Origin of the sequence: Mesorhizobium sp. Cs1299R1N3, assembly GCF_037179625.1 — a bacterium.
Taxonomy (GTDB): Bacteria; Pseudomonadota; Alphaproteobacteria; order Rhizobiales; family Rhizobiaceae; genus Mesorhizobium; species Mesorhizobium salmacidum.
The window spans coordinates 62218-75201 of record NZ_JAPYKQ010000001.1 but is presented as its reverse complement, the minus strand read 5'-3'; the positions used below and the strand labels follow the sequence as shown (position 1 = coordinate 75201).

7 protein-coding genes and 5 pseudogenes are annotated in these 12984 nt (G+C 57.9%); 3 read left to right on the top strand and 9 right to left on the bottom strand.

What is annotated here, in order from left to right; all coding sequences use genetic code 11:
• The first annotated feature begins 892 nt into the window (after window positions 1-892).
• Both O7B34_RS00340 and O7B34_RS00335 read left to right on the top strand, forming a co-directional pair.
• Complete coding sequence (locus O7B34_RS00340) at window positions 893-1825, top strand: TauD/TfdA dioxygenase family protein (protein ID WP_337144472.1); 933 nt, start codon at window positions 893-895, stop codon at window positions 1823-1825.
• Window positions 1826-1967: 142 nt separating this feature from the next.
• Window positions 1968-3188, top strand: a complete 1221-nt coding sequence (locus tag O7B34_RS00335; RefSeq protein ID WP_337145160.1) for an ATP-grasp domain-containing protein — start codon at window positions 1968-1970, stop codon at window positions 3186-3188.
• A gap of 493 nt (window positions 3189-3681) precedes the next feature.
• Here the strand turns inward: O7B34_RS00335 and O7B34_RS32110 are convergent, their stop codons facing one another.
• From O7B34_RS32110 to O7B34_RS00305, 7 genes and pseudogenes are all read right to left on the bottom strand, one after another.
• The gene (locus tag O7B34_RS32110) at window positions 3682-3873 is read right to left on the bottom strand and encodes an IS66 family transposase (RefSeq protein WP_442920924.1); all 192 of its coding nucleotides are present in this window, start codon (window positions 3871-3873) and stop codon (window positions 3682-3684) included.
• 54 nt (window positions 3874-3927) lie between these two features.
• A pseudogene (locus O7B34_RS32105) lies at window positions 3928-4072 on the bottom strand (IS66 family transposase); the annotation flags it as partial.
• Window positions 4073-4226: 154 nt separating this feature from the next.
• A pseudogene (locus tag O7B34_RS00325) lies at window positions 4227-4681 on the bottom strand (transposase); the annotation flags it as partial.
• A gap of 209 nt (window positions 4682-4890) precedes the next feature.
• Window positions 4891-5943, bottom strand: a complete 1053-nt coding sequence (locus tag O7B34_RS00320) for a KamA family radical SAM protein (protein WP_337145159.1) — start codon at window positions 5941-5943, stop codon at window positions 4891-4893.
• A gap of 237 nt (window positions 5944-6180) precedes the next feature.
• Window positions 6181-7527, bottom strand: a pseudogene (locus O7B34_RS00315) (condensation domain-containing protein); the annotation flags it as partial.
• Window positions 7528-7699: 172 nt separating this feature from the next.
• A pseudogene (locus O7B34_RS00310) lies at window positions 7700-8169 on the bottom strand (transposase); the annotation flags it as partial.
• Between the two features lie 63 nt (window positions 8170-8232).
• Window positions 8233-8843: pseudogene (locus tag O7B34_RS00305) on the bottom strand (IS256 family transposase); the annotation flags it as partial.
• 455 nt (window positions 8844-9298) lie between these two features.
• On the opposite strand from O7B34_RS00305, the gene O7B34_RS00300 reads away from it, so the two are divergent.
• Window positions 9299-10144, top strand: coding sequence for a helix-turn-helix transcriptional regulator (locus O7B34_RS00300; RefSeq protein WP_337144471.1), 846 nt, complete (start codon window positions 9299-9301; stop codon window positions 10142-10144).
• 176 nt (window positions 10145-10320) lie between these two features.
• On the opposite strand, the gene O7B34_RS00295 is transcribed toward O7B34_RS00300, so the two are convergent.
• Together O7B34_RS00295 and ectB are read right to left on the bottom strand one after the other, a co-directional pair.
• Window positions 10321-11163 (bottom strand): 2OG-Fe(II)-dependent halogenase WelO5 family protein, encoded by an 843-nt coding sequence (locus O7B34_RS00295; RefSeq protein ID WP_337144470.1) that lies wholly within the window; start codon window positions 11161-11163, stop codon window positions 10321-10323.
• Window positions 11153-12412, bottom strand: a complete 1260-nt coding sequence (gene ectB / locus O7B34_RS00290; RefSeq protein ID WP_337144469.1) for a diaminobutyrate--2-oxoglutarate transaminase — start codon at window positions 12410-12412, stop codon at window positions 11153-11155. Before ectB ends, O7B34_RS00295 begins: the two co-directional genes overlap by 11 nt.
• Between the last annotated feature and the right edge of the window lie 572 nt (window positions 12413-12984).

The following is a 12984-nucleotide window of genomic DNA, read 5'->3' as shown; positions in this document are numbered from 1 at the left end:
GCATGACCTCAGACGCTTCGGTGAATGTACCATTGGCAGCAATCTGTAGAGTAAAGTTCTGTAAATTATTTGAAAAGATCTGTTGGTCACCTGCAGTATAACAAACTCACCAGGAGGCTTTGGTCGAAGCCGTGGCGGCTTTACGAGCGAGATCCTCGCCCGCGCGGCGCTAAGGGCGCTCCTCTCGGCGTCGTCGTGGCCGGCTGCGAACCGTCCTGCCGCCGCCGCTTGACGGCCCCGCCACCCGATGGTTGTCGCTGAGGCCTGACCCCTGATGTGGTTTCGCAAAGTCCGCGACAAGGATTTTAGTAAGCCGCGGACAACAGGCTGTCCATTCGGCCCGGTCGTGGCTGAAACACACATTTGCGGAAAACCGAATGAACACCCAGAGCAATGAGCCTCCGGCGCCGAAACGTCCAGGTGCGGCGCGTTGTTGAAGGAGGGCTGAACAAAGCAACTGCAGGCAATCAAGGTTATGCCGAAGACGCGCCAAAGCGATCAACCGCTTCCGTCAGAAGGCATAGATGGTTTGCGCGATAGTTTTTCTCGGCCTCACAAATTGGCAAGCCAAAGCCCCAGTGGTCCCGTGTCCGCCGTCTCAACATTGCGCCGCAAGTGTTACACAACAAAGCAGATCGCCACTTATTTGCGCTCGTACGGCGAGAACCCAGCGCTCTGAGCGCGTTTCAAGCCGCGCTTGTCGCATCCGCGACAATACGGCAGCGGCTTCGCTGGCGCGAGCATTAGCTCTTCCTTCGGTAAATCAACGGATCAACGCTCGCTTTCCACCGTTGGTACGCTGCTTGCTGGAGGTAGGGCGCCAGCGAGCTTAATAGCCGCAGTTGCACGGCTTTTGTCTGGCGAAGGAACCGCGTGCTTGGAGAATTTCAACATGAGTGAAACGGCTTTGATGATCGATAGTGTTATTCCGCGTACCGCTGTTGTCAAACGCGCGGCGCGCATTGGCGCTGAAATCAGGAATATCAAGCTGACGGGCGATTTGCCGGACCAGACCATCGCCGCGATCAAACGCCTGCTGCTTGACCACAAAGTCATCTTCTTCCGTGACCAGGGTCATCTCGACGACGCCGAGCACGAGCGCTTTGCTCTTCGTTTCGGGAAGCCTATGCTGTCGCCGACGTTAGATCCTGCGAAGGGAACGACGTCAATCCTCGAGATTGACCACCCCCGCGGGGGGTTCAGGACTGATACTTGGCACATCGATTTCGCCTACCTGGATGCTTATCCCAAGATTTTGGTGCTGAGAGGCGTTGTGATCCCACCATTCGGCGGCGACACGGTGTGGTCAAACACCGCGGCCGCATATCTCGACTTGCCGGCACCGCTGCAACGGCTTGCCGACGACCTCTGGGCAGTTCACAGCAACGCATACGACTTCGCCGTATTTGCCCGCACTACCGAAGCCGAAAAAAAGGTTCACGATGAGGCCCTTGCTAGAGCGAGCTTCGAGACCGAGCATCCCGTTGTACGCGTCCACCCCGAAACCGGCGAGCGAACGCTGGTGCTTGGTTTTTACGTCAAACGTTTTGTTGACGTGCCGAAATATGACGGCCAGAAGCTATTCGACTTGTTCGAGTCTCACATCACCGCACCGGAAAACACTGTGCGCTGGAACTGGAAGCAGGGCGATGTCGCTATCTGGGACAACCGCGCCACGATGCATTACGCGGTTAGGGATTACGTCGACCAGCCTCGCGCCGTTCGTCGCGTGGCCATCAATGGCGAGGTACCCGTCGGCGTGGACGGCCGGGGCAGTGTAGCGCGGATCAAGATCATCAAGCCGCCGCCCGCGAATGTCGTCTAGCGCGTCCGCGAATTTGGTGGAGATCGAGCTGGTCCCGACGCTGCTGGTCGCGCGTCAGGAAGCGCCGGTGGCCATCGTGCCGAGTTCTCAAGCTCTGGGAACGGAGCTGTCACATCCAGAAAAGCAAAGGAGGTCAATACTAATGGCAAGAAGAGCCCTTATCCTGGTTGAAGGCCACAGGAGTATTGGTCTGCTGTACGCGAAAGCGGCCCAGCGTCTTGGTCTTTATCCAATTACCCTGTCGGTTGATCCAGCTCAGTACGATTATCTTGCGGTGGAAAGGCTTCAGGCAATCCGAGTCGATACAGACAATCTCGATGCGCTGATCCACGAATGTTCGCGGCTGCGTGCGTCCTATGACATTGCCGGCATTACTGGCTTTACGGACCTCGACGAGTCGGTCTATGCGACAGTTGCCAAGCTTTGCCAGCATTTCGATCTACCTGGACCGAACCCCGTATCGATTGAACGATGCTGCGACAAATTCGTTCAACGTCAGCTCCTCGCGGAGGCCGGCGTTCCAATGCCTACTTATCGCTTGGCAGCGGATGCGATGGAGGTAGAAAGCGCTGCCGCCCAGATTGGCCTGCCGGTGGTTGTTAAGCCAGCGGTAGGCAGCGGCAGCAGCGGTGTCCGGTTGTGCCGCAACGTAGAAGAGTTGACCAAACATCTCGCCTATCTGTTGGGCGGGAAGCACATATGGCGATCTTCTCCGAGGATACTGGTCGAAGGATTCGCGCAAGGCCTCCAATATAGCGCTGACACAATGGGAAATGCAGTGATTGCGATCGGCGCTGCTGACTTCTACGGCCCACCGAATTTCGTTGTCCGTGAAAACATCTTTCCGGCGCCGCTGACTGATGAACAGTATAAGCGTATCGTCGATGTTTCGCTGAGCTGCTTGCGAGCTCTCGGCCTTGGCTGGGGGCCAGCGAACATTGAATTCCGCTGGACGGAGCATGGCCCAGTCGTCATTGAAGTCAATCCGCGTCTTCCTGGTTGGACCACTCCTCGGCTGATTCAGCTGGCATACGGCGTCGATCTTGTCACCGAGCATGTCAAGCTTATCATCGGTGAGGAATGGAATTTGCGCAGAAGGCATTCGCACACCGCGGCCGCGCGGTACCTGGCCCCCGATCGCGATGGTATCCTCGATTGGATCGATGGGACCAGCCGGGCGGCTGCCATGTCAGGTGTCGCCGAGGTCAAATTGTACGCTGAGCCCAACACGCCTATCGTCAGGAAAGGCGATGTCCGAGATTGCATCGGACATGTCATCGCCGTTTCACCCAGCCGTGCTCGGACCGAGACCATCCTTCAGCGCGCCGTCGACTTAATCGGTTGGTCGATCACACCATTTTAGACCCTTGACATACAGGAGCAATCTGCAGCCGTTGATCGCCGCGCCAACCTCCGCAACAGGCAAAGCAATTGACGAGCAGACGTCGTGATCAATCTCGGTTTCGAGATTTCCGCCCCAACAGTGGCAAAGCTTCCACGGCGAAGGTTTCGCGCCCAGGCGGCGTGATGCGGACTGCTACCGCTGGCTGGAGAACCTGCGCCAGTCTATCGCGCTCGTTGGCGCGCCCAAGCGCTGCGAGCATGTGGTGACCGCGAGAGCGACAGCTACGACTCTATTGCACCACCAGCTTCCTCCTGCGGGTGCAGATGAACAGGCTGGCCGAGCGGCCCGCCGATGCCCCCCCATACCATCCTGTCGTCGCGTCTTCGCCCAACTTGCGGCGGCGCCTTGGGCGGGAAGTCATCGCAGTACGGTCAATCAGGACGATACGACCTGCCTGCAGGCGAAGTTCGCCGCCACCAACACCCTGGCCGCCCGTTGGCAAGCAGAATCGCTACGTCCGCAGGTTGCGGCGGATGGTGCGCTCGATGACGTTGGCGTCGATCTCGATCCTGCCATCATCGAGGAAGTGGCTGAGGCCCGCCCAGCGCGAGCGCGTAGCGGATGGCCTCGACCGGCTTGGCTTTCTGCCTGATGAGGGCTGGTTGCTCTCTAAGCCATGGCTCGAAGGTGTCGACGATCGCATGGCTGCTTGTCTCGCGGGCACGCTTTCGTCGGCCGAGCGACCGTGGATCTAGCTCTCGATCCGGTAGAGTTGGGCGATGCGGGCGAGCGCCTCCGTCGCGATCGGCGCGGGCCGGACTGGCGCGAGTTCATAAAAGCTGCGATGCACGTGCGACCCAGCAGAAGGCCAAGCTCACGGCGTTGCGGTCGGCCAGCGCTTCGCGGTTGTCTCGTCCGCGAAGAGCTTGTCCGACGCCTTCAGCCGCTGGAATAGCCGCTCATCACTGGCTCGATCGCGGAGCGTCGGCGGTGTGGCCGTCATAGGAACTGCCGGGCAGTGCTTTTGCATGCAGGGCGAACTGGCCGCCCTTGGAGCGGCTGCACGGTGTCGACGATCACCTGGCGCGTGTCGGCCGGCTTCATCGCCCCGTCTTGACCGCAAGGCTGAGGCTCTCCTGCAACAGCGCCATGATCCGCTCCTCGCCCATGCGGCTGCGCCAGCGCGTCATCGACGAGCGGTCGAACAGCAGCGCATGACAGAAGAACACCTCGCCGGTGAGATGCTGGAAGTAGGGGTTCTCCACCCAGCGCTCGCACAGCACCTCGTCGGACAGGTTGAAGGTGTGCTTGAGAATTGCCAGCCCCGCCATCAGCCGGGTCGGTAGTGGCGGCATGCCAGGGCCGTCCGAATAGACGGCGCCGAAACGCTCCTCCAGCATCGGCCAGTCGATCGCCTACGCCAGCTCATGCTTCATGTTGATGATCTGGTCGAGCCTGGAGCGGAACAGGTCCTGCTCTCCCGTCTCGCGCTTTTCGCGTGGCCTGGACATTCGCCGTCCTCTCGATTCGCCGCCGCCGTACCGAGTGAATCACGCTCCGCAGCACAAGGGAATCGCAAAACCGAATTGCAGGAAAACAGCGCCCAAAATACCGCTAGTTCTGCAATTCTAAACCTGCCGTCCGCCTTAATCAACCTGCCAGATCAATGACTTGCGGATAGTTCACGGCCTACTAGTCAGCATTTGCCCGCCTTTCAATCTCATTCTTCGGGCAAATCGTCCAACCAGCAGGCGCCCTCGACGTGGGGACGGGAAAAGATCTTTCCGATCTTTTCGGGAGCCTTGTTCTGATGATATCGCATGTACACGCGACCGTCGGCTCCGAGGTCGAGGATTTCGATCTTTCCGGTGTAGTGGGACATGATGTATTTGAATGTCTTTTGAATGCCGCTGAGACGTTGGTTGATGCCGTGCGTGATCTCGATTCCGCGGCGCAGTGAAACCTGGAAATGTGATGCGCCTTTCACCGGCCTGCCCTGAAAGAGATAATAGGGGCGGACACCCGTTTGGTGACACTTCGCGAAGGTCGCTGCCAAGATCTCGGGATCGTCATTAACTTTCGAGAGAAGCACGGACTGATTAAGGAACTGCACCCCCCGTGCACGCAAGGAGCGAATGTTTCGCTCCGCATCGACCGAGATTTCGCCGATGTGATCGAAATGTACGACGATCACTGGGGTCTTACCCGCTTCATGGATCCGCTGGAACAAAGCCGATAGAGCGGGATCCTCAAACCGTTTCGGCTGATACGCGACTGCTTTTGTGCCGAATCGAATTGACTCCAAATGTGGGATCGGCAGCAGATAATCAAGAATTTTGTCGAGCTTGGGGGTACTGAGCACGAACGGATCGCCTCCCGATAGCAGCACGTTCGTCATCTCAGAATGACTGCCAATATATTGCGCAATCTCGGCAAAATCAGGTGCGATTTCATCAGAGTTCTTACCGACGATGCGTTTGCGAAAGCAATATCGGCAATATGAAGCGCAACGGTCGGTTACCAACAACAACCCGGTCTGGGCGTACTTGTGCTGAAGTCCTCGCACGACCGTGTTGTCATTCTCGCCGCTGGTGTCCAGATTGCCGAGGCTCTCGAACTCCTCGATCGAGGGCTCCACAATGTACTTAAGATGGTCGTAGTAGCCACTATTGGCGATCTGTTCGCGATAGAAGTTTGTGACATGATGACGCGTGATGCTGTTGGCGTGTAGCTCCCGCTGGGTGACAACGCGCCTCCCCTCGATAAAATTCATGACCGCAGCGTTGGGTCGCGGGTCCGAGTTGGTGGGCGATAATTGCGGCGCGCGGATGCTGGGCGCCGCCGAGGTCGCCCGCGCCTTCCGCTCGCGATAACGCAGGCCCCGGTCCCGGGAGACAACCGCGATCGCCTCCGGATCCCGCTCCGCCCGTGCCTCACGCAGGTCGTGAATGCGGCGGTCCTGCGGATAGGGTACTTCCGTTGTTCTCGACTCCATCAGAAGATGGTGACGTTCCTCCACGAACAGAAGCGGCGTCGACCAGACCCGCTGCTCAGGGTCAGCCGCCATTTGGCCCAGCGCCTGCTGAAAAGAGCTCACAATCCTTTCGACCGTGCTCGGCTCAAACAGTGACGTTGCGTAGATCAGCCTCCCACGAATCGCCTTGCCGACCTCAATGAGATCAAGCGCAAGATCGTGTTGCGCGACATGGTCGCCAACGCCGACGTACTCAAGTTCAAGCCCCGGCAGCTCCGTGGGCTTCGCGGCCTTGCTTTGCCTTGCAACTGGGCGGTGATGGTTCACGGGTTTAACAAGCCGCAGGTCCTGGTAAAGCTGCGCTTCATGCGCAGCGGCATTCACCCGCTGCAGCAATGTCGCCACGGTCGGATCGCCCGACAGATCGATCTGCAGCGCCAGTGTATTGACGAAGAATCCGATCAGCCCCAGGCTCTCGGAGCGCGTTCGGTTGGCGCCCGGCGTACCGATCACCAGTTCATCCTGACCCGACGACCGCGCCAGCACCAACGCCCAGCCTGCCAGCAGGGTCCCAAACAGCGTGGTCCCATGACGCCAGCTCAGCGCCTTGAGTTGCACGGTCAGCGCCTCGTCCAGCACGAAGTCGAGGCCGCTGAAGTCCTGCTGCGCCGGCCGGTCCCTCGTCAGCTCCAGCAGCATTGGCGTGCATGCCAACATTCGGAGCCAGTATTCAGACTGAGGCTCCAGGACCTCGCCTGCCATCCAACGGCGCTGCCAAAGGGCGTAGTCCGCATACTGCAACTGCAACGGCGCGAGCCGATCTCCGCGGCCTTCCCGGCCTGCGGCATAGTGCTCGCTGAGCTCGCGCGTCAGGATCTCCCGCGACCAGTCGTCCGAGATCAGTTGATGAGTGGTGATCCGCAGCACATGATCGTACCCCGCGAGGCGCACCAGCCGTCCGCGGATCAGCGGCCCGGCGTCCAGGTCGAAAGCCGACTTTGCTTCATCGCGCGTCAGCTCCGCGAGCGTCGCCTCCGCATTCGCTGACATCGTCAGATCCTCTCGGTTCAGCGGCAGGCAGACGTCCGCCTGCCCAATCTCCTGGAACTGTTCGCCGTCCTCCACCCGGGTGCGCAGCACCTCATGACGCGCCACCAAGCCATCCAAGGCGGACTGCAGGGCCGATCGGTCCAGCTCGCCGCGAAGCCACTTCTGGATGTGGCACGGGTCATTGCCGCCCTCCAGACGCGACAGTAGCCAAAGCCGCTGCTGAGCAAATGACTGCGGCACCCGCGACGGACGCGGCAATGCTATAATCGACGGGGCTGCACTCAACGGTTCAGCATCTATCGGGTTGACTTGGATCCGTCGAGCAAATTTCATGTAGACCTCCTCGGCGGGAGACTGTGAGACCGGTAGGTCACAACGGACTGTTCACCCTGTCGATGCAATAGGCGTGCCGCCGAACAGGTTGCCGGAAAGAGCGGCAAACCATGTGTTTTCCCGCCGCGCCCGCGGAATCCTTGCGCCTCAGTGTGTCGGGTTCCGAACACACCCGCAAGTTCCTCGTCCGCTCGGCAAAGTTGGAGCGGGAGACGCCGATTGTGCCCACGACGGTCTTCGCATCGAACCGCCCTTGTCGAGCGAGGCGAGCCGCAACGCTGGCTTTTTGGGGGCGGCGAGATCGAGCGCCTCCATGAGGATCTCGACCTCCATGGTTTGCGACCGAGCATGCGCCCCAAATCGCGCACGCGTTTATCGAGCTCCCGCACACCGGCTGCGCCAGCCACATCGTCATTGGCATGAACCGCTGTCGCGCCGCCTTGAGCATGCGCCGCTTCTTGGCAAAGAGCTGGCTGGCCGAAATGCCTGCCCGGCGTGCCACATAACACCGATATGCCGGGCTGCATGGTCTCCCTCTACGAGGCGGACCTCCTCGGCTGTCGTCCAGCGCCGCCGGCGCTGCATCAAGGTGATCATTTCAACACGCGGCGGATGGGAGAACTGATCGGAAGCCGCAATCATAGGAGATCCCTATGATTACGGCTATTGCTGCCTGTCCGGTCAAAACGCGGTGCGCTCCCGTAGCTCCCTCTGCTCGATCCAGATGCCGAGTATCTCCTTGGTGCCGTCCGGCAGGATGCCGAGCGCGATGTAAATCGCTTGTTGCGAACGAAGCCTTCGTCGCGAATCTTGACCCGGATCGCATCGAAGAAGACCAGGGGAAAGCAGGCATCCAACGGTCTGTTTTGCCATTCCGCGACCTCCTCCAGCACGGCATCGGTGACGGCCGAGATCAGGTTCGGCGAAACGTCGATGCCATCGAGCTCCTCCAGGTGGCCGCGTAGCGCGCACGCTCATGCCGTGCGCATACATCGACACAATCTTGGCGTCGAAATCAGGAAAGCGGCGCTGATATTTGGCGATCAGCTTAGGATCGAATGAACCGGCGCGGTCACGCGGGATCGAAACCTCGAGCCTCGACGTCCCCGTCAAAACCGTCTTCTTCGAATGCCCATTGCGCCGGTTAGTTGAGCCTTCAGCCTGCTCTTCCGACAGACGATCGTCCAACTCGATGTTCAGGATCCGCTCCGACAGCGCCCTCTTCAGATCATCCAGCAAGCCGTCCTTGGCAAACAGCTCCTGCGGATCACGCCCCCGCCAGAAACCGGTCCAAGTAGTTCCTTGTCGATAGCCATGAGATGATTCACCTTTCCATCATCTTGGCCTCACGCACAAGATTCCTGACAGTCCCGAGCAAGCACATTCTTTATGAGGACCTGAAGATGCACGGCGGCAGCGATCGCAAAAAAATCATGTAGGGCCGATCCAATTCAGGCTGCTGCCCCACCCGTTGAGAACCCCGGTCGGGGAGGGTTTCGGAAACATTTCCAGCTTATGCACGCGTCGCATTAAGCAGTCCGAACAGCTGAAGACTTTGACCGGATGTTTCGAAATTTTAACTTTCCGAGAAGCTAGCGTGACCTACATTTTACTAAAGGTAACTTTGCAGGTGGCGGTGATGTGATACATTTTTGGCGATGCCGGTCTGCCCAGGACGGTAAAGAGCCGCAGCCCTAGAGCCGGCAGGCTTGTGCACCAGTGAACACCCGGCGCAAATCGCTAGCCCGCAATTAGCTGCGGAGGAGAGACTATGGAACGCCCGGAGATGAGTGCGGCCTCTCATTTTCCCGGGCTGGCAACCAGAGTGTCCGACCAGTTTTCTTTGGTCCCGTCGCTGCATTTCCCGAAGGCGCCTAGGGGAGCGCTTGCGGTCGAGTTTGGTCGCTTTCTCGAACAGACTGATGGTGTTGCTCAACCCGAGCAACTGTTCGAGCTACTATCTGCTTTTGCCTTGAATCTTGATTTCCCGTGGATCGCCTATGACTCTTTTACACCCGACCAAAAATGCTTAATGCACCTCCGACGCGATGCGGCGCTCATGCTGAATTATGCTGATGAATGGCAGAAGCGCTATTTCGAAATGGGTTATGACAGGATAGCCCCCATTTTAAAGAGGTGTCGAAAGCGGGCAGGCGCCTTTCGATGGAGCGAAATGTATAACGACGCAAGCACGACTGAAAACGAGCGGCGCGTTTTCGACGAGGCTGCGACGTTCGGCTTGAGGTCAGGCATTAGCGTTCCATTGTACGGCCCCCATGCCACCTTGGCGATCATGAGCTTTGCTCAACCCTGGGCCTGCGAACTTCAACAGAGAACAATTCCCTACTTGCAGCTTGCTGCGTTACAATTCCATCTGAATGTCATTCAATACACAAATCCGAGTGATGTCAAGAAGGTTCCTAAGCTTTCTCGAAGAGAAACCGAGTGCATTCTATGGGTGGCGAGAGGAAAGTCCTCTTGGGAAATAGGGATAATACTAGGAATATCGTTCAACACTGTCAATTACCACATAAAAAATGTAACGCAAAAATTGGATTCTGCTAACCGAAGAGTCGCTGCTGTAAAGGCCACGAACCTCGGAATTATTGAGTTGTAAAGCGGTAAGTTACTTGGCTATCGCGGCCGCAACCGGCAACGTCTGAAAGGTCAGACGGTCGGAATTATGCCGGTCCTTCAACAGCGCGACAGTCTGTGACGGGAGGGCATTCCCGCCACTAAGGAGTTGACGGCTCAACTGCCGGCGGAAGCCAGTCAGTCGCTGCAACATCAGCTTCAGGTCCACCAGAGAACAAGATCCGGCCGAGCAAATCCGAAGAAGCAGTTCAGCAGAAGGCGACGCTTTCCGTTGCCTGACTGTCGGGTGACCCCGTGAACGAAACCGCCGTCAAACAGGACGATATCCCCCGCCTTAAGCTGGAAGTCGTGACAAGGAAAGGCATCGAGATAAGCTGCCGCATAGGGATAGCCAGTGGTCTCCACCCCCTGCGACCTGCGATCGGTGACTGTCGGCTTGTGGCCCCATATCCGCACATTGCCACCCTCATCGGGCATGCTGGCATAGAAGTTGAGCGCTACGACGGTGTGTTCCGCCACCGCAGTAAGCTCGTAATTGCTTCCGGCGGATACGACTTGAGCAACGTCGTCGTGAGGCTCCAAGGCATACGGGCCCGTGCCAGACCAAGACAGGGCACGACAAACATTGGCTTGGCCGTCGGCCGAACGAGCAAGCCGTAATTCAATGCCCTGAATGTGAAGTTCGCGCTTAAGGGCGTCGAATACTCCGTGGACAGGATCAACCAAGCCGCCAAAAAGAGCGTCGACAAAGGATCGCGCATCTTCCGACTGTGCGAAATACGTGCCTGCATCCTTCCTGTAGTGAGAGGCGCCGACGTACTGTCCAGGAACGCCGTCTTTGCGCTCTTTGAGACCGGGATTGCGAAAAAAGTTCGCGGTGATCTCCTCGGCCACTTCGCTACTGAACCCTCGCTTGATGTGCAGGCCGGTGATGTCACCTTTCAGCACCGAGATGATCTCCGCAGTGCTGATCGAGTCCGTGCGTTCCGTGAGCTTAAGAGGCGAGATGGCTGGCGTCTGAGATTTTTGATCAGTCTTCACTAGCTTGCTCCTGTAATGCTTGATCAAGAATGGCGATGCCATCATGGAGTTCGTCATCACTGATGGTAATCGGTGGGAGGACTTTGATGACATCCCGATTTGGCCCCGAGGATTCAATCAGCAGGCCAATTTCGAATGCGACATCGTGCACGCGGGCGACGAGGGCCGGTGAACGGCACTTAAGCCCGGCCATCAGGCCGCGGCCGCGTTTTCGTTCGATGCACTTCGGATATTTCGTAACGAGGCCATCGAGGAGTGCTTGCAGTTTGACGGCTGTTCGCTCGACCCCTGCAATAAACTCCCTGTCGGACCACATTTTGCACATCGCCCTTGCGGTTACGAAGGCGAGATTGTTGCCTCTGAACGTTCCGCTGTGTTCCCCGGGCTTCCATATGTCCATTTCCGGGCGAATCAGAACGATGGAGAACGGACTGCCCGAACCGCTTAGGGACTTCGACAGACATACGATGTCGGGATCGATTTTCGCGAACTCGAACGAGAAGAAATCGCCGGTTCGCCCAGTTCCTGCCTGAATGTCGTCAACGATCAAAACGATCCCGTGGCTGCGACATATGCGCTGGATTTCGATGAGCCAAGCTGTGGATGCGGTGTTCATGCCCCCTTCTGCTTGGATGGTCTCCAGAATGATTGCGGCGGGCTTTTCTATGCCGCTCCCCGGATCCCCCAATACATGATCGATGTAGCTCGCGGAATCGAAAGTTGGGTTCGGATAGCCGTCATAGGGGACCCGGATCACATCGTGGCGAGCAACGCCGCCTAGCTCCCGGGTCGACGCGGAACCCGATACCGCCAATGAGCCCAGCGACATGCCATGATACGAATTTGTGAAGGCCATGACGCTCGAGCGGCCGGTATATTTTCGGGCTAGTGCAAGCGCGGCTTCGTTAGCGTTTGTGCCAGTCGGTCCTGGAAACTGTATCTTGTAGGAAAGGCCCCTTGGTTTCAGAATGGAATCGACGAACACCTCGATGAATTCACGCTTTGCAGTTGTATACATATCAAGCGACAAAAGGATGTTCCCGCCGGCTAGATATTCAATTGCTGGCGCCATAATGTTCGCGTTGTTGTGTCCGTAGTTGAGTGCGCCGGACCCGACAAGGAAATCAATATAAGTCTTTCCGGCCTCGTCCCAGATTGTCGCCCCAAGGGCTTTGGTAAACACTGTGGGAAACGACCGCCCATAGCGACGGACGTTTGACTCATAAGCCGCGAAAACGTCGGTATTCATTTAGAGATCCCTCTGCACGTAGTCAGTGCGTTCAATTTAATGGCAATTAGACGCCTTTAGTCGGCGATAAACATCTCCAGCCAATCTCCGAGCCACAGGGTACGGATCACGCGTTCAAGGCGATTCATTTCGTGAATACCGGTGTGGCGCCTTGCCAATCACTCCACTCATGGTGTCCTCCTTCGCTGGTAAGTCGTTCAATGGCCCCTAGCTCGGTGTTCTCAGATCGCGCGAGCGTGCGTGAAAGGGGCCGTAACGTGCGCGAGCGTTTCGGCGGGACTTAACTCATGTTCCGTGACACGTGTCCGCACTCAATATCTGAGAAACGCGAACAACTAACCTACCAAGGCTGGTAGTCTCCTGCGATCCAGAGGTAAGTCTGCCGCTAGGCTCGCGTCGTCCATTCCGGATAGATTGACCGTTGCAGTGTTTCCATGAGCGGTTTCCGACCTGGAGGGTCGGGACCGCATCGGCAGCTATTGCTAAACGGCTTTTGCTGTGGGGCTGATATGACCTTTTGCTGGCCAGGCTGGCCGCCTCGGCAATTGCGCATGAAGCCGATCAAGCTCATT

What these genes read in the sequence shown, in the direction of transcription:
- O7B34_RS00300 (WP_337144471.1), top strand. Translation starts at nt 9,299, where the DNA reads ATGGAACGCCCGGAGATGAGTGCGGCCTCTCATTTTCCCGGGCTGGCA.
- O7B34_RS32110 (WP_442920924.1), bottom strand. Translation starts at nt 3,873, where the DNA reads ATGCGATCGTCGACACCTTCGAGCCATGGCTTAGAGAGCAACCAGCCC.
- ectB (WP_337144469.1), bottom strand. Translation starts at nt 12,412, where the DNA reads ATGAATACCGACGTTTTCGCGGCTTATGAGTCAAACGTCCGTCGCTAT.
- O7B34_RS00340 (WP_337144472.1), top strand. Translation starts at nt 893, where the DNA reads ATGAGTGAAACGGCTTTGATGATCGATAGTGTTATTCCGCGTACCGCT.
- O7B34_RS00335 (WP_337145160.1), top strand. Translation starts at nt 1,968, where the DNA reads ATGGCAAGAAGAGCCCTTATCCTGGTTGAAGGCCACAGGAGTATTGGT.
- O7B34_RS00320 (WP_337145159.1), bottom strand. Translation starts at nt 5,943, where the DNA reads ATGAATTTTATCGAGGGGAGGCGCGTTGTCACCCAGCGGGAGCTACAC.